The organism is Modicisalibacter coralii (assembly GCF_004117855.1).
In the GTDB taxonomy this organism is placed as follows: Bacteria; Pseudomonadota; Gammaproteobacteria; order Pseudomonadales; family Halomonadaceae; genus Modicisalibacter; species Modicisalibacter coralii.
The window spans coordinates 1-21,451 of the sequence record NZ_QWBW01000029.1; the positions used below are offsets into that span (position 1 = coordinate 1).

Below are 21,451 nucleotides of genomic sequence, written 5' to 3' on the forward strand. Positions count from 1 at the left end.
GGTGATCCCGCTGGACAACAACCCGGCGGAGAACGCCATCCGCCCCTTCGTGGTGGGCCGCAAGAACTGGCTGTTCAGCCACACACCGAGCGGGGCCCAGGCCAGCGCGGCAATCTACAGCCTGATCGAGACGGCCAAGGTCAACGGTCTCTCGCCCTACGAGTACCTGCAGTTCGTGTTCGAGACGCTGCCGACCCTCGGCGACGAGGACGACCCCGACGTACTGCTTCCCTGGCAGTGGAAGGACACCCTACCGGCCTGAGTCAGGCCGGTACAGATGGGGTTGTTGGATCGCTTACCTGTTCTGGACCACCGCCGAGCCGCTCTATCACTACATGGGTCCGCCCGAGTCGCTGGGCATCGAGGCCGGCTCCAGCGATGCCATGCTGTTCGCCATGTCGACCATGTTCCTGCACTGGTCGTTCACGCCCTACGCCATCTATGCGGTGCCGGCGCTGATCTTTGCCCTGGCGTTCTACAACCGGCGGCTGCGCTTTTCCATCTCGAGCATGCTCGAGCCGCTGTTCGGGCCGCGGATACGCCGCTTCGGCGGACTGATCGACGCCGTGGCGCTGTATGCGCTGGTCGCCGGCATGGCCTCGACGCTGGGCACCGGCGCGCTGACCCTGGCCGGCGGCGTCGGTCAGTACCTGGGCGGCGAGACCAATCCACTGCGCCTGGGCGTGATCGTGGCGATCGTCGTGGTGACCTTCGTGATCTCGGCGGCCAGCGGGCTGAAGAAGGGGATCGCCCGGCTGTCGTCGCTGAATGCCTGGCTGTTGCTGGCACTGGGCCTGTTCATGTTCGTGGTCGGCCCGACGGTGTTCATGCTCAAGCTGGGCGTCGAGTCGTTCGGGGTCTATCTGGACAACTTCTTCACCAGGAGCCTGTTCACCGGCGCCGCCGGCGACGACCAGTGGCCCTACTGGTGGTCGATCTTCTACTGGGCGATCTGGTTCGCCTGGGCGCCGGTATCGGCGCTGTTTCTGGGCAAGATCTCACGCGGCTACACGGTGCGCGAGTTCCTGCGCGTCAACCTGCTGTATCCGGCATTGTTCGCCAGTGTGTGGATCACCATCTTCTCCAGCGCCGCGCTCTACTTCCAGGCGCATGCCGGCGTCGACCTGCACGCCATCCTCACCGACAAGGGCGTGGAAAACGTGCTCTACGAGCTGTTCCGCCAGTTGCCGCTGTCGGGGCTGTGGATCCCGCTGCTGCTGTTCATCGCCTACATCTCCTACGTCACCGCCGCGGACTCCAACACCGATGCCATCGGCAACCTGTGCACCCGGGGGCTGACCGCCGACTCGGATCTCAATGCCGGCCTGCCGATGAAGGTCATCTGGGGATCGGTCGTCGGTGTAGTGTCCTGGGTGATGGTGAGTTTCGTCGGCATCGACGGGGTCAAGATGCTCTCCAACCTGGGCGGCTTGCCGGCGATGCTGATCATCCTGCTGGCGAGCAGCTCGCTGTGGATCTGGCTGAAGCACCCCGAGCAATTGCGGATCCCCGCCAGGAGCGCGGCTCGCGCCGATGTGTCGGACGCCGGTGCGCCGGGCGCCGTTGCGCCGGGCGACGCCAGCTCCTCTTACGTTCCCGCCGTCGACAAGGACTGACGATGACGATCAAGCACGACTTCCCGCACGCGATCCGCGAGATCGAGCACCTCGAGATCCCGCTGGCCGACGGTACCCGGCTGGCGGCGCGCATCTGGCTGCCGGAAGACGCCGAGACACGGCCGGTACCGGCGATCCTCGAGTACCTGCCGTATCGCAAGCGCGACGGCACGGCGGTACGCGACGAACTCACGCACCCCTACTTCGCCGGCCACGGCTATGCCGGCGTGCGCGTCGACATGCGCGGCAACGGCGAATCCGACGGGCTGATGGAAGACGAGTACGCGGTGCAGGAACAGCGCGACGCGCTGGAGGTGATCGACTGGATCGCCGCGCAGCCCTGGTGCGACGGCACGCTGGGGATGATGGGCATCTCCTGGGGCGGCTTCAACAGCCTGCAGCTCGCCGCCCTGCGTCCCGGCCCGCTCAAGGCGATCATCACGCTGTGTTCCACCGACGACCGTTACGCCGACGACATCCACTACAAGGGCGGTAACATGCTGCTCGAGAACCTCGGCTGGGCGGCGACCATGCTGAGCTTCTCCGCGGCGGTGCCGGACCCCGCGCTGGTGGGTGAGCGCTGGCGCGAGATGTGGCAGCACCGGCTCGACAACATGCCGCTGCTGGCCGAGACCTGGATGAGGCACCAGCACCGCGATGCCTACTGGCGTCACGGCTCGATCGGCGAAAACTATGGGGATATCGAGGCCGCCGTCTACATGATCAGCGGCTGGGCGGATTCCTACATCGACACCATCCCGCGGATGATGGAGCACCTCCAGTGCCCCCGGAAGGCGCTGATCGGGCCCTGGATGCACAAGTACCCGCACTTCGCGATTCCCGAGCCGGCCATCGGCTTCCTGCAGGAAGCGCTGCGCTGGTGGGACTACTGGCTCAAGGGCGTCGACACCGGGATCATGGACGAGCCGTCGTGCACCTTCTACCTGCAGGACGGCGTGCCGCCGGCGCCCAAGTATCTCGAGCGCCCGGGTCGCTGGCTGCGCACCCACGGCTGGCCGGCCCCGCAAGACGAGGTCGAGACCACCCGGCTGTATCTCGGCGACCATGGCCTCGCGGCCGACGCGCGCTTGAGCCGCGACCGGGCGATCGCCTCGCCGCTGACCGCCGGGTCGCTGCAGGGCGAGTACATCCCGCTGTGGTTCGGCGCCGACTTTCCGCCCGATCAGCGGCGCGACGACGGCCTGTCGCTGACCTTCGATTCCGCGCCCTACGACGACGGGCTCGACATCCTCGGTCAGCCGAGTGTCGCCGTGAATATCGCCAGCACCGAGGCCTGCGGCCAGCTCCACGTGCGCTTGTGCGACGTGGCCCCCAGCGGCGAGAGCGCCTTGATCACCTACGGCACGCTCAACCTCAACCTGCGCGACGATCCCGGCACGATCACCCCGCCGGTGCCGGGCGAACCGATGGCGGTGCGTCTGGCGCTGGACATGATCGGCTATCGCCTGCCCGCCGGTCACCGGCTGCGCGTCGCGCTCTCCAGCGCCAGCTTCCCGCTGGTCTGGTCGCCGCGCAAGCGCGCCGACCTGACTCTCAAGGCCGGCACGCCGTCGCTGGATCTGCCGCTGGCGAAGGCGCCGTTCATCCCGATGCCGTTCGAGCCACCGGAGAGCGCGCGGCCCTGCCGTCAGGAGACGCTGCGTCCCGGCGCGCCGAAGCGCACCATCAGCGAGGACGTCGGCAGCGGCGAGGTGACCGTCATCGTCGAGGACGACATGGGCGACGTGCGCTTTCTCGATCATGGCCTGCGCGTCGAGCAAAAGGCCCGGGAGGTCTATACCAGTCACCCCCACGACGCCACGCGCACCCGTGCCGACATCGAGTGGGTCTATCGCGCCAGTCGCGCCGAGGGCGAGGGGCGCTTCGCGGTCGAGGTGGTCAGCCGCTATCGGTTGCGCTGCGACGAAGCCACCTTCTATCTGGAGGCCGAGCAGATCGCCCACGAGGGCGAGACCCTGGTGAGCCGGCGGACGTGGCAGCGCGAGATTCCGCGCACGGCGATCTAGGCCGGTGGGCGGCGGGGGCGACCGGCCGGGGGACACGAACCGTGGAACGGCATCGGTCGCCGGGCATGATAGGCTGCGGGATCAGGATGTCCCGGGGCCGAATGCCGCCATGTCGAGTCACGATGCGCTACCGCCGCTGGCCTGCCTGCGTGCCTTCGAGGTCGCCGGCCGGCACTTGAGCTTCACCCAGGCCGGGGCCGAGCTGAATCTGACTCAGAGCGCCGTCAGTCGTCAGATCAAGCGGCTCGAGGCCGATCTCGGCCGACCGCTGTTCGAGCGCGGTCACGACGGCCTGCGCCTGACCCCCGCCGGGGAGCAGTACTATCGCGTGGTCCGGCAACTGCTGCGCGATCTGGGTGACGTTTCGGCGCGCCTGCGCCGGCGTGGCGGCGAGCGCCAGTTGACGCTCGCCGCCAGCCCGACCATCGCCTCGCTCTGGCTGGCCCGGCGCCTGCCCGACTTCCAGCGTGCCTATCCCGATATCGCCCTGCGCATCCTCACGGTCGAGGACCCGCATCGCCTGGACCTGGCCGAGTTCGATCTCGGGCTCTATTACCATGTGCCCGGCGAGGTGGAACCGGACGGACTCACGGCCGAACCGATATTCGTCGACGAGGACGTGATCGCGGTGTGCAGCCCGCTGTACCGTCAGCATCATGGCGAGGTGCGCGATGCCGAGGATCTGCTCGACCGCCACACCCTGCTGGTGGTCGAGGACCACTACCACGACTGGCTGACCTGGGAGGCCTGGTTCGCCGGTGTCGGGCTCTCCTGGCGGCGACCCGAACGCACCTTGCGCGCCAACAGTTATCAACTGCTGATGAACGCCACGCTGGCGGGGCAGGGCGTGACTCTGGGCTGGTCGCGACTGCTGGAGCGCGACCTGGCCGGGGGCGAGCTGATCCGGGCCCTGCCGCAGGCCCTGCCCAGCCGGGGGCGTCTGGCCCTGCTGTCGCCCCAGCACCGCCACCGCACCGAGGCGATGCAGACCTTTCGGCGCTGGCTGCTGGGCTGAGTGTTCGCGATGCCGCTGCCGGCGGCCCGGTCGCAACGACACGGACCGCCATGGCGGATGAATTGACGTAGAATGCGACAATGTCCGCCACCGATGCCTGCCGACCAAGGATTCCTCATGACGTCGATGAACTGGGACCGCCTGCTCGACCCACAGCGCCTCAACGACAAGCCGCGCGGCTCGCGTGACGAGGTCGGTCGCAGCCCGTTCCACAAGGACCACGACCGCATCGTCTTCGCCGGCTCGTTCCGGCGCCTGGGGCGCAAGACCCAGGTTCATCCGCTCACCGACAACGACCATATCCATACCCGCCTGACCCATTCGCTGGAGGTCGGCTGCGTGGGCCGCTCGCTGGGCATGAGCGTCGGCGAGAAGCTGCGCGAGCGGCTGCCGGCCTGGATCACCCCGGCCGATCTGGGGGTGATCGTCCAGGCGGCCTGTCTGGGCCACGACATCGGCAATCCGCCGTTCGGCCACGCCGGCGAGTACGCCATCCGCGACTGGTTCAAGCGTGCCGAGTCCGACGGCAGCGGCCTGCTCGACGGCCTCACCGACACCCAGCGTGCCGATCTGTTGACCTACGAGGGCAACGCCCAGGGTTTTCGTATCGTCACCCAGATCGAATACAACCAGTTTCGCGGTGGCATGCGCCTGACCGCGGCGACGCTGGGCACCATGCTCAAGTACCCCTGGACGGTGGAGCACGGCGGCCGGGCCGGCAAGTTCGGCAGCTACCAGTCCGAACGCGAACGGCTCGCCGAGGTCGCCGGACGCCTGGGGCTCAAGCCGCGCGACGACTGGGCCTGGTGCCGCCACCCGCTGGCCTATCTGGTCGAGGCCGCCGACGATATCTGCTATGCACTGCTCGATCTCGAGGACGGTCTGGAGATGGGCATCCTGCGCTTTCCTGAGGTCGCCGAGGTGCTCACCCAGATCGCCGGCGGCGAACCGCCCGAGTATGCGCGCATGGAGCAGGCCGGCGTCTCCCAGCGCCGGCGTATCGCGGCGCTGCGCGGGGCGGCCATGGAGCGCGCGGTGATCGATGTCGGCGAGGTGTTCGTCCAGCAAGAGACCGCATTGCTCAACGGCGGGCTCACCGAGGACCTGCTCGAACTCTGTCATCCCGACCTCGACTGGGGCGTCAAGGCGGCCAAGCAGCTCGCCCGCGAGCGGATCTTCCAGAACGAGCGCAAGGCCAAGCTGGAGATCGGCGCCTACACCACCCTGGGCATCCTGCTCGAGGCCTTCATCGGCGCGGCCCACGAACTGCACCACCACGGCCGCTCGACCTTCAAGCACCAGCGCGTGCTGGCGCTGATCGGCGAGAACACGCCCAAACCCAACTGGTCGCTCTACGACAGCTACCGGCGCATGCTCGACTTCATCGGCGGCATGACCGACCACTACGCGGTCGATCTGGCCCAGGAGATGGGCGGCCGGCTCAAGGGCGAGTAAGGCGGCGCCCTTGCTGGCGCCTGGCGTGCCGGCCGCGAGCCCGTGCGCTTCGGTCTGCTGTCGTCGTGACCTGTCAAGTGGCGCCAGCAGACCCGCCCAAGTGGCGGTCACCGCCTGGAGCTGTGTGTCGCACAAGGGTTTATGCTGACGGGTTGCGAGAACGGTTTTCGAGGATCGATCGAAAGGAGGCGATATGATCGGTGAACTGGTGACCTCCTGGACCGGCATGGTCTGGGAAATATTCTGGGGGCTGGCACTGGGCTTTCTGCTCTCGGGGGTGATCCGTGCCTGGGTGCCGGCCGAGCTGGTCGGCGACAAGCTGGGGCGGACCTCGCCGCGGTCGCTGTCGCTGGCCACCGGCGTGGGCGCGCTGTCGTCGAGCTGTTCCTACGCCGCGGCGAGCATGGCGCGCACCCTGATCATGAAGGGCGCGGCCTGGGCCAATGCCATGGCCTTCATGGTCGCCAGTACCAACCTGGTCTTCGAGATCCTGATCGTGTTGTTCTCGCTGCTGGGCATGGCCTTCGTGCTGGGCGAGTTGGTCGGCGGGCTGATCTTCATCGTGGTGATGGCGGTGCTGGTGCGCCTGCTGGTGCCCAGCGCGGTGATCGACGCGGCCCGCGAGAACGCCGGCCACGACAGCGGCGGTGGCGGGCACGAGCATCACCACGATCATGGTGGTCACGACCACGACCACGACCACGACCACGACCACGACCACGACCATCATTCGGGGCATTCGGGCCATGGCGAGAGCGCCATGCTCGCCAAGTTGCGCACCGCCGCGTCGCACTTCCACATGGACGTGACCATGGTCGGCAAGGACATCCTGATCGGCGTGACCGTGGCGGCGATTCTCTCGGTGATCGTGCCCGACGAGGCCTGGCGGGCGATCTTCCTCACCGAGGGCGACAACCCCGGCTTCGGCGTGTTGCTGTGGAACGCCGTCGCCGGCAGCATCATCGCCGTGCTGGCCTTCGTCTGCTCGGTGGGCAACATCGTGCTCGCCGCGGTGCTGTGGAAGGGCGGGATCTCCTTCGGCGGGGTGATCGCCTTCATTCTCTCCGATCTGATCACCCTGCCGATGCTGTCGGTCTACCGGCGTTACTACGGCTGGAAGGCGGCGGCCTGGATGGCGCTGATCTTCTTTCTGGGCGCGATCGTCACCGCGTTGTGCCTGGACTACGGCTTCGCCGCGCTGGGCTGGCTGCCCGAGGGCGAGCGTCAGGTCAGCCTGGGCCGCGACGTCTTCGGCTGGAACTACGTGACGCTGCTCAACCTGGTGCTGCTGCCGGTGGCGGTGGCGGCGTTCTTCTGGGGCCGTCGGCAGGGCGGCGGGCACTGCCATTGATCGATCTGTTTCGTCGGGCGCTGGTCGCCGGGCTGTGTGGCGTCGCGCTGCTTTTCGCGGTCGCGGCGCCGGCGACGGCGCTCGACACCCCGGCGCGCTTCGATCACTACACCCTGGCGTTGACCTGGCATGCCGGGTTCTGCGAGACCCGCCGCTCACCGCCGCGGGAGTGCCGCGAACCGCGCCTGCGCGAGGCGGCCGATACGGGCTTCGTCCTGCACGGCCTGTGGCCGTCGCGGCCCGAGCGGGCCGCCGAGGCCGGCGTGAGCCGTCGGCAATGGCGGTCCGAGGGGTGCTTTCGCGACTCGCCCCGGCCCGACGGCGGCTTCTGTCGCGCGCATGCGCCCTTCGACCTGCCGCCGCCGCTCGATCGGCGGCTCGATGTCGCGATGCCCGGGCGGACGAGCTGTCTCGATCGCTACGAGTACGCCAAGCATGCGGCTTGCCTGGGCATCGCTCCCGATGACTACTTCGCCACCGCCGTCGCCTTGACGGCGGCGGTCAATGCCTCGGCCTTCACCGATTTCGTGGTCCTCCATCGGGGCGGTGATGTGGCCCGCAATGCGTTGATCGCGGCCTTCGAGGCCGCCTTCGGCAAAGGCAACGGTCGCGCCCTGCAACTGGTCTGTGGCGGCCGCGGCAACCGGCGGCTGACCGAGGTGCGTATCGGCATCGACGCCGCGGCGCTGGACGCCTTCCCCGCGGCGTCGAGCCTGGTGGCGTTGCGCCGGGGTCGCTGTGCCGAGCGGGTGCGCATCGCCCGCTTCGCGGCCGAGTAAACCGGCAATTCGGGGAAACCCTGCTAATTTAGAGACAATGGTGTCTGTAAACGGGGACAGGGTCGTGAGCGAATTCACCTGGTTGGATAGTGCGGTGCTGGTGGTCTACATCCTGGCCATCGCCTTCATCGGTGCGCGCTTCGGGCGCAACCAGCACGATACCCGGGATTATTTCCTCGGCGGGCGCAAGATCCCCGGCTGGGCGATCGGCCTGTCGGTGATGGCCACCCAGGCCAGTGCCATCACCTTCATCGGTGCGCCGGGGTGGGGCTTCGAGGGCGGTCTCGAGCGGCTGGTCACCTTCATCAACGTGCCGCTGGCCATGGCGGTGCTGATCCTGCTGCTGGTGCCTGTCTTCCACCGCGCCGGCATCTACAGCATCTACGAACTGCTCGAAAGGCGCTTCGGCCCGGTGACCCGTAGCCTGAGCGCGGCCTTGTTCCTGATCGCCCGGGGCCTGGCCACCGGGGTGGTGCTGTATGCGCCGGCGCTGGTGCTGTCGGTGGTGACCGGCTGGAGCGTCAATCTGACCATCGTGGTGATGGCGCTGCTGGCGGTCAGCTACACGGTGCTGGGCGGCATCAGTGCGGTGATCTGGACCGACGTGATCCAGATGTTCGTGCTCTGGCTGGGGGCGATCGTCAGCATGGGGCTGATGGTCGCCAGCCTGCCGGGCGGCTGGGGCGACGTCTTCGCCTTCGGCGCCGCCCACGACATGTTCGATGCCATCGATCTGTCGTTCGATCCCACGGTGACCTATTCGCTGTGGGCGGGGCTGATCGGTGGGGTGTTCCTGCACATCGCCTATTTCGGCACCGACCAGAGCCAGATCCAGCGCGTGCTGACCAGCCCCTCCATCGCCGAGGGCCAGCGCTCGCTGCTGATCGGCGGCTACCTGCTGGTGCCGCAGATGCTGCTGTTCCTGTTCATCGGCGTGATGCTCGCCACCTACTACGACCAGCACGGCCTGACGGCCCCGGACAACTTGAACGAGCTGTTTCCGCGCTACGTGGTCAGTGCCTTCCCGCCGGGGCTCGCGGGGCTGGTGATCGCCGGCGTCTTCGCCGCGGCGATGTCGAGCCTCGATTCGGCGCTCAACTCGCTGTCCGCGGTGACCGTGCGTGATTTCTACGGCCGCTTCGTGCGCCCCGACGCCAGCGACCGGCACTACCTCAAGGCGTCGCGCTGGGCCACGGTGTTCTGGGGGCTCTATGCCACGCTGTTCGCCTTCTTCGCCGGCAACCTGGGGCCGGTCATCGAGGCCGTCAATCGCATCGGCTCGTGGTTCTACGGCGCCCTGCTGGGGGTCTTCCTGCTCGCCATCCTCAGTCATCGCAGCAATGCGCGGGGTGCGGTGGCCGGGCTGGTGGCCGGCATGGGCGCGGTCTGGTGGGTGTCGAGCAGCCTGTCGATCTCCTGGCTGTACAACAACGCCGTCGGCGTGGCGGTGTCGCTGGGCGTGGGCTATCTGGTGAGCCTCGCCACCCCGGCGCCGAGTCGTGAGCAACTGGCCGACGTGGTGATCGACGAGAGCGCACCGGACATGCAGGCGCTGCTCTCGAGGCGTGCCGCGGCGGCCCACGAGATCACCCCGGAAGCGCGCCTGACGCGGCGGCGGTGCTTCGGCCTGTTGCTCTGGTTCGTGCTGCTGGTGGCGGGCCTGGCGCTGTTGCAGGCGGTGGCGCATGGCTGAGCGGGCGCTGCCGTGGCGCTGTGACGCGCAGGCCGCCATGGCCCGACTGCGGCGCCTGGGCGCCGAGCGCTTCGAGGCAGCGCGGCTCGCCATGTGGGCGTTCACCGTGGCCCTGCCCGGGGCCGACCCCGTCTGGCTGCTGTGTCATCGGCGCCTCGAGCGGGGCCTGCTGTGGCCCGCCAGTCTGGCGACGTTGGCCGATGACGACGCTGACGAGCGCCTCGTGCTGGCGGCGGAAGCGCCGCCCGACCGGCAGCGGGTCGCGCGGCTGTGGTTCTGGGAGCGTCTGGCCCGGCGCGGGCTGTGGCGAGCCCGGTTGAGCGAGGCGTCGCCGCTGGCGGTATCGCTGCCGTTGTGGCTGGGCTACGCCGGCGAGCGCCGCGGCCGCCGCCAGCTGCTGGTGATCAGCGGGGTCTCGGGCGAGCCCCTGGCGGCGCTCAAGCCGGCGGTGCTGGCCGGCTTGCGAGAGGACGCTCAACGCGCCTAGATGGACGGCTTCTCCCGGCGGCGACCGTCGAGCAACGCGCCGCGCCGCTCCAGCGCGTGGGCGATGCGGTCGTGGCTGGCGTCGTCGAGCGCGCCGAGCTGCGTCTCGGCGAGGCGCTGCGCCAGGCCCTCGCCGCTGACCACCTCGAGGTCGTTCGGGGCATGTTCGACCGCGACCTGCCAGCCCGGAAGCACCAGCACGCCACGCACCGGCGCGTCGATGCCGTACTCGCGGGCAAGCCAGTGACGGACCCACACCGCGGCCTGGCGTGTCTTGTGCAGCGGCTGGCGCTCGCTCCAGCCGGGGAAGCGCAGGCGCTGGCTCTCCACCGTCACCTCGCGCTGGGGCGCCCCGGTGGCATCCAGCGGGTGGCTGCGCGCCCGGGTCTCGATCACGAACACGCCGTGGGGCGTGAGCACCACGTGATCGATGGTGAAGGTCTCGCTGGGGATGTCGTGGAAGACGAAGAAGGGGTGCTCTTCGGGGCGGATCAGCCGCTCGAGTTCCTGACCCACCGCCAGTTCGCAGGCCAGGCCCAGCTTGAGCCGGCGGATACGCTGGAAATCCCGGATCAGCAGGAAGCAGAACAGCAGCACCAGGGCCGAGCAGAGCAGGCCGTAGACCGCCCATTCCAGCCACAGTTGCTCGTCGGCGATGATCATCCGCCCCATGCCGTAGGTCAGTGGGGCGAGGATCACGATCGGCCCCAATGCGCCGTTGAGGAACAGGCTGGAGAAGGCGCGGTCGAGCCGGTCGCGCAGTGCCTGGCCGGGCTCGCGCAACGGCTGCGCGTCGAACGGCGAGCGCACCCGGGCGTCGTGCAGGCCGCGCAGCGCCGTGACGATCCCGGCGGTCGCGCCCAGCGGCGCCAGGAAGATCAGGGGGATCAGGTATTCCAGCCAGGCCATCTCAGCCATCCTTGCCGTGAAGGGGGACGAAACGCCCATTCTACGTCATGTCCGGCAAATGTCTGCGCCCGGCCATCGTCGGCCGCGCCTGCCGGCGTTCAGGTCGAGCGAGTGGTGTCGGTATAGGCGACCACGCAATTGCGTCCCTGGCGCCTGGCGTCGTGCAGCGCCAGTTCGGCCTGCTGCAGCCATTCGGCGTGGCTGGCCAGGGTCGCGTCGCGCTCGGCCAGGCCGATGCTGAAGGTACAGGGCAGCAGCGTCTCGCCCTGGGACTCGGGGAGCGGAAAGCGCTCGCGCAGGTCGTCGAGTCGCGTCAGCGCATCCTCGCGGGCCATGCCGGGCAACAGCAGGCCGAACTCCTCGCCGGCATAGCGGCCGATCAGCGCGTGCTCGCCGAGCGACTCGCGCAGGAAGGCGGCGGCGCGGCGCAGCGTGCGATCGCCCATGGCGTGGCCGAAGGTGTCGTTGATGCGCTTGAAGTGATCGAGATCGACCAGCGCCAGGGTCGCCGGCCGGCGCTCGTCGGCGAAGTGCGTCTCGACCAGGCGTTCCCAGTACTGGCGGTTGTAGAGGCCGGTGAGCCCGTCGGTACGGTCGAGGCGGGTCATGCGGCGTTGTTGCTCGACCAGCCGGCAGGCCTGGCGGTAGGTCATGTGGCCGAGCAGCAGCGGGTAGACGAGCAGCAGCGGCAGGCAGCCCAGCAGCACGGCGGGCGAGGGCACGAGTCGCCACTCGGGCGTGGGTGTCGCCAGCCAGCCAAGGGCGGCGCCGAGGCCCAGCGCGCCGAGTCCCATCGCCAGCAGGCGCAGGCCGCCCACGGCGATGTTACCGAGGTTGAGCAGGGCGATCAGCAGCAGGCAGGGCAGCAGGTCGAAGCCCAGTACCGCGCACCAGACGCCGGTGAACAGGCTGTCGAGCAGCAGGAAGCCCCGTTCGGCGCGATGCGGATTCTGGCTGCGCGCGGCGAGCAGGCGGGCAAGATGCGGCCAGATCAGGCCGTTGAGCGCCAGCAGGCCCCAAATCGGCCAGGCGGCCCGGGCTTCCCACAGGCCCGGTGCGATGCACACGAGCCCCAGGCCCAGACCGACGATACGCGGCAGGTAGAGGCGCCGGGCGAGCGCCAGGCGAGGATCCCTGGAGGCGGTCGCTGGATGAAGCATCGCGAATATCCGTTGTCGACGCGGGCGGTGTGTGAGACGTTTTCACTGTGACGAAAAATCCTGCCTCTCGCCAGCAAAAACTCCCCATGCCGAACGATACGCTCGCGCTTTCCCGGCCCGCTGCCCCGCCGTCGCCGTCCGCTGGGGGCACGCCCGATGCCACCACGCTGGCGGCCTTCATCGCGGCGCATCCGCGGCTGCTGGTGCTGACCGGCGCCGGGGTGAGCACGACCTGCGGCATTCCCGACTATCGCGACGCCAGCGGGGCCTGGAAGCGCTCGCCGCCGGTTCAGCATCAGGCGTTCATGACCAGCCCGGCGACCCGGCAGCGCTACTGGGCGCGCAGCCTGATCGGTTTCAAGGCCATCGAGCATGCCCGGCCCGGGCCTGCGCATCGCGCCCTGGCGGCGCTCGAGGCGCGCGGTCACGTCACCGCCCTGGTCACCCAGAACGTCGATGGTCTGCACCAGCGTGCCGGGTCGCGCCGGGTCATCGACCTGCACGGGCGTGCCGAGATCGTGCGCTGCATGAGCTGCGGGGCGACTCGCATGCGTTATGCCCTGCACGAGGAGCTGGCGGCCTGCAATCCTCAGTGGCAGTCGCTGGACGCCGCCGTGGGACCGGACGGCGATGCCGACCTCGATGGCCTGGATTTCTCGACCTTCCGCGTGCTGGACTGTTCGCGCTGCGGCGAGGGCATCTGGAAGCCCGACGTGGTGTTCTTCGGCGACAGCGTGCCCCGTGACCGGGTCGATGCCGCCTTCGACGCGCTCGACGCCGCCGATGCCCTGCTGGTGGTGGGCTCGTCGCTGATGGTCTATTCGGGCTTTCGTTTCGCCCGCCAGGCCGCGCGTGCCGGCAAACCGATCGCCTGCGTCAATCGCGGGCATACCCGCGCCGATGACCTCTACACCCTGAAGGTCGACGCGCCGGTGGACGACATACTGGCCGAGCTGCTCGCGCATCTGTGACATTTTTGTGAAAATATCCTCAAGCCTCGGCGTTGCCTGCCGTTATCTCCCCTGATCGACTTTCATTCCATGACAAAATCAGGGGATCCCCATGCTCACCCTTCGTCACTCGCTGTTCGCTGTCGCCCTGCTCGGCGTCTCGCTGCCCGCCGGGGCGGCCAACTGGTCGCTGGGCGCCGAGGCCGGTACCACCGGTTTCGGCGGCAGCCTTAGCTACCGCTTCAACGACAACCTCGCGCTCACCGGCAGTTACGGCGGTTTCAGCTACGACGGCATCGACCATGAGACCGACGATGCCGACTACGAGGGCGACGCCGATGTCGACGTCTACGGCCTGACCCTGGACTACTTCCCGTTCGCCGGGCGCTTCTTCGTGTCATTGGGCGCGGTGCGTCCGGACATCGCCGTGCAGGTGGTGGGGCGGCCCAAGGCGGGGGGCAGCTACGAGTTCAATGGCCGGACCTACACCGCGGCCGAGGTCGGTACCCTCGAGGGCAAGGCCAGCCTGGGCGACTCCGTGCAGCCCTATCTGGGCATCGGCTGGCGCGGCAGCCATGCCGCCGGCCTCGGCATGTTCGGCCGGCTCGGTGCCTTCCTGACCGACGCCGAGGTCGACCTGCACGCCACGGGGGCGGCGAGCGATCCGCGCCTGGCCGGCGACGTCCAGCGCGAGGAGGACGACCTTCAGGACGACCTCGACGACTACGGCTTCTACCCGGTCGCCGTGGTGGGGCTCGAGTACACCTTCTGAACCACAGGCCCGCAGGATTGCTCGAGGCGAAACACAAGGCGCCCGTGCCAATGGCACGGGCGCCTTTCATGGTGGTGTGAGTCAGGTTCAGCGGCTCGGCGGTGCCATGAACTCGGGGCCCACCGGGTCGGTGACATGCTCGTCGAGAATACGGTCGATCTCGGCCAGGTCGTCCCGGCTCAGCGTCCAGCCGTCGATGTCGTCGAGCGGGTCCATCTGATCGGGACGACGCCCGCCCCACAGGGCAATGCCGTTGGCGTGACTGTCGAGCAACCAGCGCACGGCGAGTTCGAGCACGCGCTTGTCATGGCGCGCGCGGGCCAGGTCGTCGAGCGCGGCGACCGCCGCGAGGTACTGGTCGAAGCGCGGCTGCTGGAACTTGGGATCGGACTGCCGCAGGTCGTCGCCCTGAAAGCGGGAGTCGCGGGACATCTTGCCGCTCAACAGGCCCCGGCACAGCGCGCCGTAGGTGAGCATGGCGAGATTCTCGCGCTCGGCGTAGGGGATGATGTCGTCCTCGGCCTCGCGTTCGAAGAGGTTGAGCGGCGGCTGCACGGTGTGCAGCGGCGCGATGTCGCGAAACGCCCGGCACTGCTCGGACGAGAAGTTGCTGACGCCGATGGCGCGGATCTTGCCCGCCTGGTGGAGCCGCTGCAGGGCGCCGGCGGTCTCTTCGATGGGCGTCTTGGGGTCCGGCCAGTGCACCTGATAGATATCGATGCGGTCGGTGCGCAGGCGCCGCAGCGAGTCCTCGACCTCCTGCTCGATGCGCCGTGCCGTGGCGTTGCGCACCACGCCCTCGATGCCGTCGCCCCATTCCAGTGCGACCTTGGTGGCGAGCACCACGTCGTCACGGCGCCCGCCGTCGGCGAGGGCCTTGCCGACGACCTCCTCGGCGTGGCCGAAGCCATAGGCCGGGGCGGTGTCGATCAGCGTGACGCCCTTGTCGAGAGCGGCGTGAATGGTGCGAACCGCCTGGTCGTCGTCGGTGCCGCCCCATTGCTTGCCGCCCATCGCCCAGGTGCCCAGGCCGATGCGCGTCGGGGTGAGGTCGGTGCCGGGAATGCGGAGGGTTTCCATACGTGTCTCCCTGTGACGGTTTTTCCCTGAACTCTCTGCAAGGCTGGCTCGATTTCCGGCGGTTTGGCAAGCGCCGCGCCCGCCTCGCATGGTTCTCGTGATAGTCAGGGCCGAGCGACGGGCGTTACCGGGACCTCGACGCGGCCCTGCGAGGCGGCATCGCCGGTGAGTACCGGAACCGGTTTGGGGGAGGTGTAGAGCAGCCGGCCATCGGTGCGGATCGCCGCCGTCAGCACATAGCGCCGGCCGCCCTCGATGGCGTTGTCGTCGTAGCGCAGCACCACCGGGATCGGTCCGCTGCCGAGTCGCGTGTAGGTGGCTTCGGCCACCGTGGCCGAGTTGGCATCGGCATCGCGCAGGGTGACCGTGAGTTCGGCATTGCGGGGCAGCTCCAGGGGCTTGTCGCTGACGATGCGCGCTTCGAGGTTGGCGAAATCGGGGGTCAGGGCACAGGCGCCCAGGGCAAGCAGCAGGATGGCGGCGACGAGCCACGAGCCGACAGGGCGAGCCAGTGAGCCGAACGAACGGGGCATGAGAATCTCCGTGAGCAATGGGGCGAGAAGCGTGAGAAGCGCTGCGGCTAGCCGCCGGCCAGCTTGACCCGATACCCCTGGGCCTCGAGTTCGGCCTTGAGCGCCTGGCGATGATCGCCCTGGATCTCGATCACCCCCTCCTTGACCGCGCCGCCGGTGCCGCAGCGCTTCTTGAGCGACTTGGCCAGGGTCTTCAGCTCGCCCTCGGCGAGCGGCACGCCGGTCACGGTGGTCACGCCCTTGCCCTTGCGGCCGCTGGTCTCGCGGCGGATGCGCACGATGCCGTCGAGCGCGGCGATGCGCTCGGCCTCCGCCTGGTCGGCGCAGCGGCAGTCGGCGATGGGCTGACGACACTCGGGGCAGGTCTCGCCGTGCTCGGTGGAGTAGACGAGACCGCGGAGCTGATCCTGAAGGGAGGCCATGCGGCGGCTCCTGTCGAGACGATGGATGAGCCCCGATGATAGCGCAGCCGTCAGGACGCGACGAGGCACCCTTGCGGCGCCCGGCGCGACATTACTTGGCCATCGCCATCGGCGCCTGGCGTGACTCGGCCAGGCGGGCGAGCACGCCCGGCAGCTCGTCCATGTCGTGAATCGCGATGGCCCCGCTCGGCGTGGCCTCGGCCTCGGGGAAGCGGTTGATGTGGACCACCTGCATGCCGGCACGCAGGCCGGCGGTCACGCCGACGGCGGCGTCGTCGATGACCACGCACTGTGACGGCGCAAAGCCCATGCCCCGGGCGGCGTGCTGGAACAGTCCGGGGTCGGGCTTCCAGCAGTTGAGGGTATAACCGCTGTAGAGGCGATCGTCGAAGTAGGGTCGCAGGCGGGTACTGTCGAGCGCGTTGCGAATCTTCTGTTCGGGGCCGTTGGACGCCACGCAGCGCGGGTGACGGCTCAGCGCCTCTAGGGTTTCGCGGACATGGGGAATCGGCTTGAGTTCGCGCGACATGCGCAGCGCCAGGGTCTTGCGCATCTCGGATTCCGCGGCGGCGCGGACCGTGTCGTCGAGCCTGCCGTGGCGGCGTTCCAGTTCGGCGACGATCGACATGAAGCGCACGCCCCGGAACTCCTCCATGTACTGTCGGGCGGCGAAGGGCAGGCCGACACGACTCAGGGCGTCGGCCATGACCTCGGCCAGTAGCGGTTCGCTGTCCACCAACGTGCCATCGCAGTCGAAAAGCAGGCAGAGTGGTTGCGGCATGATCTCGTGTCTCTTGCGGCCAGCCCCGGCGTGGGCTCTCTCTTCCCGTTATCGGCAGGGCCGGCGCGCGGTTGAGGATGAATGTGTCCACTTTTAGAACACTGTTTCCTAAACACTAGCGCATCTGTGACGATTTGTCGCCCGGGATTTCCGGGCGCGATGCGCCCTGACAATAGGACTTACGTCTCATGGTGCGCGACCGGGGCCGCCCAAATCAACGCCGGACCATCGTGAGCGACCTCACACGAAATCCGGGGTCAGCCAGCGTGGTATCGCCAGGACCAGGTCCGGATAGAGGATCAGCAGCACGATCACCGCCAGCATCACCGCCAAGTAGACCAGGGTGGTGCCCAGCGCCTTGAGCAGCGGGATGCCGCCGATCTTCGCCGAGATCATCAGGCACAGGCCGTAGGGTGGCGTGATCAGCCCCAGGCCCAGTGCCATGACGCCGACCACGCCGAACTGCACCGGGTGCACGCCGGCCTGCATCGCCAGCGGCTGGAAGATCGGCGCGAGGATCGCCATCGCCGGTAGCGAGTCCATGAAGGTGCCGATCAGCAGCATCACCGCGGCCATGATGAGCAGCAGCGTGGTGGGGTCGGTGATGTTGACGCCGGCCATCAGCTTGGGCGGGATCTGATAGAAACTGATCAGGTAACCGAAGATCGCCGCGCCGACCAGGCTGAACAGAGACAGCGAGCATAGCCGTACGGTGGCGGTCGAGGCCTCGAGCACGTGTCGCACGCTGAGCTCGCGGTAGACGCAGTACCCCAGCGCCATGGCATAGAGCACGGCGATTACCGCGGCCTCGGTGGGCGTGACCAGCCCCAGGGTGATGCCACCGATGATCACGATCGGGATGCCGGCGGCGAGCAGGCCGTCGCGGCCCGAGTGCAGCAGCTCGCGGGCGCTGGCGCGCCGGCGCACCGGCACGTCGTAGCGCCGTACGTAGATCAGATTGAGCAGCAGTTGAGCGACGCCGATCAGAATCCCGGGGAGGATGCCGCCCAGGAACAGCCCGGCGATCGAGGTGTTGGTCAGTGCGCCCCAGACGATCATGTTGATCGACGGCGGGATGATGATGCCCATCACCGAGGAGGCGGCGGTCACCGCCACCGCGAAGCGCACCGGGTAGCCCTCGCGCTTCATGGCCGGGATCAGCACCGTGCCGACCCCGGCGCTGTCGGCGGTGGAGGAGCCCGAGACGCCGGCGAACAGCATGCTCACCAGCACGTTGACATGAGCCAGGGCACCCTTGACGTGGCCCACCAGATGCATGCACAGGGCGATCAGACGGTCGGTGATGCGCGCCGCGTTCATCAGGTTGCCGGCGAGCAGGAACAGCGGCACGGCGAGCAGCACGAAGGAGTCCATGCCGTTGTACATGCGCTGGAACATCACCCAGACGGTCAGCCGCGGGTCGAGCAGGATCACGCCGAAGGCGGTGAGCACCAGCGACATGGCGATGGGCACCCCGGCGACGATCAACACCGCGAGCAGGGCGAACAGCAGCCAGGGCAGCAGGAAGACCCAGTCCATCGGCATCATGATGCGTCTCCTCGTTCGATCGCGGCGAGTTGGGCGTCGTCCGTGGCGGCGATCTCGTCCAGCTCGTTGGGAGTGTCGAGGGCGCGCTCCATGGCGTCGAGGCCGAAGAGCGCGGTGTGCAGCAGGCGTTCGAGGGCGTAGAGCGTGACGAACACTCCGCAGGCGGTGAAGACCGAATAGACATAGATCATCGGCAACTGCGAGGCGGTGGCGTGACGGCGCAGGCCGGAGAGCGCGAAGTCCTTGCCGTAGGCGATGAAGATCACCCCCACGGCGAGGCAGGCCAGGTCGCGGATCAGCCGTGTGGCGCGGTCGGCCCGGGTGCCCCGCGGAAACGCCTCGAGCACGAAGTGGTCGGCATGATAGACGCCGATCGCGGTGCCCAGCATGACCATCCACTGGAAGGCGAAGCGGCTGAATTCCTCGGTCCAGTACAGGCGCGGCAGCAGCGGCAGGTTGCGGCTGACGATCTGGTAGACGATCAGCGCGATGAAGCCCATCAACAGCGCCAGCAGCACCCAGTGAAGCAGACGTTCCAGAGCACGATTGAGTCGGGACAGTCCGGTCAGCAGGAAAGTCATGGCGTCGTCCTCGAGATGGCGGAGGAACGGGGCGTTGGCACGCCCCGGATGCGGATCAGGACTTGCCGACGTTGACGATCTTGTCGTGCAGCTCGGTCAGGCCCATCTCGTCGATGACCTCGTCGAGCGGCTCGGCGACGATCTCCTTCATGCGCTCGCGATCCATCGGGTAGAGCGTGGCGCCCTCCTCCTGCAGGGTCTGGAGCGCCTCGGCATCTTGCTCGAGCTGGACGTCGCGGGCGTAGCTCGCGGCTTCCTGGGCCGCCGCCATCACCGCCCGGCGCTGGTCGTCGTCGAGTCGATCCCAGGTCATCTGCGACAGGGTCAGCAGGCGCACGGTGATGTCGTGCTCGGACAGCCCGATGTTCGGCGCGACCTCATGAAAGCCCATGCGCTCGATCCATTCGGCCTCGTTGAGCAGGCCGTCGATGGCGCCCAGTTGCAGGCCGGTGTAGATCTCCTTCCAGGCCATCACCGTGGGCTCGGTGCCCAGCGCCTTCCAGGCGGCGAGCAGCGGCTTGGTGGGGTTGGTGCGCAGCTTCATGCCCTCGAGGTCGTCGAGGCTCTCGAGCGGCCGGGTGCTGACGATCTGGCGCTTGCCGCCGCCGAAGAAGGCCAGCACCTTGACGCCGGTCTCGTCCTCGATCCGGTCGGCGATCTCGCGACCCACCGGGCCGTCGAGCACCGCCTGCCAGTGCTCGACATCGCGATACATGAAGGGGATCGAGAAGACGTTGGCGGTATGCGAGAAGTCGGTGATCAGGCCGGGATTGATGATCGACAGGTCCAGCGCGCCGGCCATCTGCTGTTCGAACATCTCGGTCTCGTGGCCGAGCACCGAGTTGCCCAGAATGGTCACGCCGATGTCGCCGTCGCTCTTCTCGGCGACGAGCTCCTTGAACTTCTCGGCGCCCAGTTGATAGGCGGTGTTCTCGGTACCGCCGTGGCCGAAGCGCAGGTCGATGGCCTGGGCGGCGCTCGACAGGCCCAGGGCCAGTGCGAGGGTGGTCCCGGCGAGCAGGCCTCGGGCCAGCCTGGTGGCGCTTTTTGGATCGATCCATTCGTGAGTCATGTCGGGGTACCTCTTGTTGTTGCCTGCAGCCAGCGGCAGATCAGGGGGTTAGCGAGCGGGCGTGATACGGCGCGGGGTGGCGCGTCTCGGCGCCACAGGATTCGCGCACGCGGAGCTGGGGCGTGAGCACGACTTGCTCCCGCGCCCCGTCGGGGTCGGCGATGCGGCGCAGGGCCAGCCGGGCGGCCTCCTCGCCGATCGCGAAGGGATGGGTGGCGACGCTGGTCAGTGCCGGGTCGCTGAGTGCGGCTTCCTCGACATCGTCGGTGCCGATCACCGCACAGTCGACGCCGGGAGCGAGCCCCAGGCGCTTGAGACCCAGCATGGCGCCGAAGGCCATCAGGTCGTTGTGGCAGATCACCGCGCTGGGCGGCTGGGGCTCGGCCATCAGCGCCTGGATCGCGGCGAAGCCGGCACGCCGTGTGAGCCCGGTGCGCAGACAGCGGGTCCGTGTCAGGCCGTGATCGGCCATGGCGGCGAAGTAGCCCTGCCAGCGGGCCCGGGTCGCCGAATGCTCGGCCTCGCCGCCGATGAAGGCGATCCGGGTGTGCCCCATCTCGGCGAGATGGTCCACCGCCAGGCGCACGCCCTGTTCGAAGTCGGTACCGGCGTAGTCGAACGGCGGCTCGCCGATGTGACGCAGGACCTGCACGCAGGGCATGTTCCAGCGTTGCAGGGTGTCGATCAGGCCGGGATCGGTGCCCTCGGCCGGGCAGAGCAGCAGGCCGTCGACGCGGTGTTCGCGCATGCGTTCGAGAAAGCGCTGCTGACGGGTCGACGAATCCTCGCTGTTGGCCAGGAAGGACACGTAGTTCTCGCGGTTCAGCGCGGCGTCGATACCGGCGACCATGGCGCCAAAAAAAGGATTGGCGATATCGTAGACCACCAACCCGAGGGTCTGGGTACGGCTGCTGCGCAGTGCCGCCGCGCCCCGGTTGTAGACATAGCCCAGCGTCTTGATCGAGGCGCGTACCCGTTCGCGGGTGCGTTCGGCGACCAGCGGGCTCTCGCGCAGCACCAGCGAGACCGTCGAACGCGACACGCCGGCATGCGCGGCGATGTCCTGCAGCGTGACGCTGCCCTGACGGGGCGGTGAGGTCGAGTGGCGGGGCTGCCGGGTCATGGAGAAATCGGGTCCTGATGTTTTTGGATTGATCCAAATCGTAGAAGAGGCCGGTGCGCTCACCAATTACCCTTTAGTGGCAGAGCCACCCGGGACTC

Annotated in this window: 21 protein-coding genes; 11 read left to right on the forward strand and 10 right to left on the reverse strand. The window is 68.3% G+C overall.

Annotated features, from left to right (window positions below):
- The 9 genes from D0901_RS15385 to D0901_RS15425 all read left to right on the forward strand — a co-directional run.
- Positions 1-262 (forward strand): transposase domain-containing protein (locus D0901_RS15385; RefSeq protein ID WP_162500866.1); only part of this gene is annotated, 262 nt, incomplete at its 5' end.
- 73 nt (positions 263-335) lie between these two features.
- Positions 336-1,616 (forward strand): BCCT family transporter, encoded by a 1,281-nt coding sequence (locus D0901_RS15390; protein WP_233440445.1) that lies wholly within the window; start codon positions 336-338, stop codon positions 1,614-1,616.
- 2 nt (positions 1,617-1,618) lie between these two features.
- A complete protein-coding gene (locus D0901_RS15395) occupies positions 1,619-3,643 on the forward strand; it encodes a CocE/NonD family hydrolase (protein WP_129141195.1) in 2,025 nt (674 codons plus the stop codon).
- A 109-nt stretch (positions 3,644-3,752) separates the two neighbouring features.
- Positions 3,753-4,658 carry a LysR substrate-binding domain-containing protein gene (locus tag D0901_RS15400; RefSeq protein ID WP_129141196.1) on the forward strand — a complete coding sequence of 302 codons (906 nt, stop codon included), beginning with the start codon at positions 3,753-3,755 and terminating at the stop codon, positions 4,656-4,658.
- A gap of 117 nt (positions 4,659-4,775) precedes the next feature.
- Positions 4,776-6,113: a deoxyguanosinetriphosphate triphosphohydrolase gene (locus D0901_RS15405; RefSeq protein WP_129141197.1), complete on the forward strand. Its 1,338-nt coding sequence runs from the start codon at positions 4,776-4,778 to the stop codon at positions 6,111-6,113.
- A 193-nt stretch (positions 6,114-6,306) separates the two neighbouring features.
- Positions 6,307-7,464, forward strand: coding sequence for a permease (locus D0901_RS15410; RefSeq protein WP_129141198.1), 1,158 nt, complete (start codon positions 6,307-6,309; stop codon positions 7,462-7,464).
- Positions 7,461-8,243 carry a ribonuclease T2 family protein gene (locus D0901_RS15415; protein ID WP_129141199.1) on the forward strand — a complete coding sequence of 261 codons (783 nt, stop codon included), beginning with the start codon at positions 7,461-7,463 and terminating at the stop codon, positions 8,241-8,243. Before D0901_RS15410 ends, D0901_RS15415 begins: the two co-directional genes overlap by 4 nt.
- Positions 8,244-8,307: 64 nt before the next feature.
- Positions 8,308-9,936, forward strand: coding sequence for a sodium:solute symporter family protein (locus D0901_RS15420; RefSeq protein WP_129141200.1), 1,629 nt, complete (start codon positions 8,308-8,310; stop codon positions 9,934-9,936).
- The gene (locus tag D0901_RS15425) at positions 9,929-10,423 is read left to right on the forward strand and encodes a hypothetical protein (protein ID WP_129141201.1); all 495 of its coding nucleotides are present in this window, start codon (positions 9,929-9,931) and stop codon (positions 10,421-10,423) included. Before D0901_RS15420 ends, D0901_RS15425 begins: the two co-directional genes overlap by 8 nt.
- On the opposite strand, the gene D0901_RS15430 is transcribed toward D0901_RS15425, so the two are convergent.
- Both D0901_RS15430 and D0901_RS15435 read right to left on the reverse strand, forming a co-directional pair.
- On the reverse strand, positions 10,420-11,331 hold the full coding sequence (locus tag D0901_RS15430) for a nuclease-related domain-containing protein (RefSeq protein WP_129141202.1): 912 nt from the start codon (positions 11,329-11,331) through the stop codon (positions 10,420-10,422). The genes D0901_RS15425 and D0901_RS15430 overlap by 4 nt on opposite strands.
- Before the next feature lie 98 nt (positions 11,332-11,429).
- Positions 11,430-12,491: a sensor domain-containing diguanylate cyclase gene (locus D0901_RS15435; RefSeq protein ID WP_129141203.1), complete on the reverse strand. Its 1,062-nt coding sequence runs from the start codon at positions 12,489-12,491 to the stop codon at positions 11,430-11,432.
- 86 nt (positions 12,492-12,577) lie between these two features.
- Here D0901_RS15435 and D0901_RS15440 point away from each other — a divergent pair, with 86 nt between their 5' ends.
- Positions 12,578-13,462: an NAD-dependent protein deacetylase gene (locus D0901_RS15440; RefSeq protein WP_129141204.1), complete on the forward strand. Its 885-nt coding sequence runs from the start codon at positions 12,578-12,580 to the stop codon at positions 13,460-13,462.
- Positions 13,463-13,553: 91 nt separating this feature from the next.
- Positions 13,554-14,213 carry a hypothetical protein gene (locus D0901_RS15445; protein WP_129141205.1) on the forward strand — a complete coding sequence of 220 codons (660 nt, stop codon included), beginning with the start codon at positions 13,554-13,556 and terminating at the stop codon, positions 14,211-14,213.
- An 87-nt stretch (positions 14,214-14,300) separates the two neighbouring features.
- Here the strand turns inward: D0901_RS15445 and D0901_RS15450 are convergent, their stop codons facing one another.
- The 8 genes from D0901_RS15450 to D0901_RS15485 all read right to left on the reverse strand — a co-directional run bounded on the left by D0901_RS15450 (position 14,301) and on the right by D0901_RS15485 (position 21,353).
- On the reverse strand, positions 14,301-15,293 hold the full coding sequence (locus tag D0901_RS15450; protein WP_129141206.1) for an aldo/keto reductase: 993 nt from the start codon (positions 15,291-15,293) through the stop codon (positions 14,301-14,303).
- A 104-nt stretch (positions 15,294-15,397) separates the two neighbouring features.
- Positions 15,398-15,826 (reverse strand): YbaY family lipoprotein, encoded by a 429-nt coding sequence (locus tag D0901_RS15455; protein ID WP_129141207.1) that lies wholly within the window; start codon positions 15,824-15,826, stop codon positions 15,398-15,400.
- 47 nt (positions 15,827-15,873) lie between these two features.
- Entirely contained in the window at positions 15,874-16,248 is a 375-nt protein-coding gene (locus D0901_RS15460; protein WP_129141208.1) for a translation initiation factor Sui1, read from the reverse strand.
- 91 nt (positions 16,249-16,339) lie between these two features.
- The gene (locus D0901_RS15465; protein WP_129141209.1) at positions 16,340-17,029 is read right to left on the reverse strand and encodes an HAD family hydrolase; all 690 of its coding nucleotides are present in this window, start codon (positions 17,027-17,029) and stop codon (positions 16,340-16,342) included.
- A gap of 240 nt (positions 17,030-17,269) precedes the next feature.
- A complete protein-coding gene (locus tag D0901_RS15470) occupies positions 17,270-18,577 on the reverse strand; it encodes a TRAP transporter large permease (RefSeq protein ID WP_129141210.1) in 1,308 nt (435 codons plus the stop codon).
- Positions 18,574-19,158: a TRAP transporter small permease gene (locus D0901_RS15475; RefSeq protein ID WP_129141211.1), complete on the reverse strand. Its 585-nt coding sequence runs from the start codon at positions 19,156-19,158 to the stop codon at positions 18,574-18,576. The genes D0901_RS15470 and D0901_RS15475 overlap by 4 nt, the downstream gene beginning before the upstream one ends.
- Before the next feature lie 55 nt (positions 19,159-19,213).
- The gene (locus D0901_RS15480; protein ID WP_129141212.1) at positions 19,214-20,230 is read right to left on the reverse strand and encodes a TRAP transporter substrate-binding protein; all 1,017 of its coding nucleotides are present in this window, start codon (positions 20,228-20,230) and stop codon (positions 19,214-19,216) included.
- Between the two features lie 40 nt (positions 20,231-20,270).
- On the reverse strand, positions 20,271-21,353 hold the full coding sequence (locus D0901_RS15485) for a LacI family DNA-binding transcriptional regulator (protein WP_129141213.1): 1,083 nt from the start codon (positions 21,351-21,353) through the stop codon (positions 20,271-20,273).
- Between the last annotated feature and the right edge of the window lie 98 nt (positions 21,354-21,451).

What these genes read in the sequence shown, in the direction of transcription:
- D0901_RS15425 (WP_129141201.1), top strand. Translation starts at nt 9,929, where the DNA reads ATGGCTGAGCGGGCGCTGCCGTGGCGCTGTGACGCGCAGGCCGCCATG.
- D0901_RS15475 (WP_129141211.1), bottom strand. Translation starts at nt 19,158, where the DNA reads ATGACTTTCCTGCTGACCGGACTGTCCCGACTCAATCGTGCTCTGGAA.
- D0901_RS15460 (WP_129141208.1), bottom strand. Translation starts at nt 16,248, where the DNA reads ATGGCCTCCCTTCAGGATCAGCTCCGCGGTCTCGTCTACTCCACCGAG.
- D0901_RS15400 (WP_129141196.1), top strand. Translation starts at nt 3,753, where the DNA reads ATGTCGAGTCACGATGCGCTACCGCCGCTGGCCTGCCTGCGTGCCTTC.
- D0901_RS15465 (WP_129141209.1), bottom strand. Translation starts at nt 17,029, where the DNA reads ATGCCGCAACCACTCTGCCTGCTTTTCGACTGCGATGGCACGTTGGTG.
- D0901_RS15430 (WP_129141202.1), bottom strand. Translation starts at nt 11,331, where the DNA reads ATGGCCTGGCTGGAATACCTGATCCCCCTGATCTTCCTGGCGCCGCTG.
- D0901_RS15455 (WP_129141207.1), bottom strand. Translation starts at nt 15,826, where the DNA reads ATGCCCCGTTCGTTCGGCTCACTGGCTCGCCCTGTCGGCTCGTGGCTC.
- D0901_RS15395 (WP_129141195.1), top strand. Translation starts at nt 1,619, where the DNA reads ATGACGATCAAGCACGACTTCCCGCACGCGATCCGCGAGATCGAGCAC.
- D0901_RS15405 (WP_129141197.1), top strand. Translation starts at nt 4,776, where the DNA reads ATGACGTCGATGAACTGGGACCGCCTGCTCGACCCACAGCGCCTCAAC.
- D0901_RS15390 (WP_233440445.1), top strand. Translation starts at nt 336, where the DNA reads ATGGGTCCGCCCGAGTCGCTGGGCATCGAGGCCGGCTCCAGCGATGCC.
- D0901_RS15470 (WP_129141210.1), bottom strand. Translation starts at nt 18,577, where the DNA reads ATGATGCCGATGGACTGGGTCTTCCTGCTGCCCTGGCTGCTGTTCGCC.
- D0901_RS15480 (WP_129141212.1), bottom strand. Translation starts at nt 20,230, where the DNA reads ATGACTCACGAATGGATCGATCCAAAAAGCGCCACCAGGCTGGCCCGA.
- D0901_RS15450 (WP_129141206.1), bottom strand. Translation starts at nt 15,293, where the DNA reads ATGGAAACCCTCCGCATTCCCGGCACCGACCTCACCCCGACGCGCATC.
- D0901_RS15435 (WP_129141203.1), bottom strand. Translation starts at nt 12,491, where the DNA reads ATGCTTCATCCAGCGACCGCCTCCAGGGATCCTCGCCTGGCGCTCGCC.
- D0901_RS15485 (WP_129141213.1), bottom strand. Translation starts at nt 21,353, where the DNA reads ATGACCCGGCAGCCCCGCCACTCGACCTCACCGCCCCGTCAGGGCAGC.
- D0901_RS15440 (WP_129141204.1), top strand. Translation starts at nt 12,578, where the DNA reads ATGCCGAACGATACGCTCGCGCTTTCCCGGCCCGCTGCCCCGCCGTCG.
- D0901_RS15410 (WP_129141198.1), top strand. Translation starts at nt 6,307, where the DNA reads ATGATCGGTGAACTGGTGACCTCCTGGACCGGCATGGTCTGGGAAATA.
- D0901_RS15445 (WP_129141205.1), top strand. Translation starts at nt 13,554, where the DNA reads ATGCTCACCCTTCGTCACTCGCTGTTCGCTGTCGCCCTGCTCGGCGTC.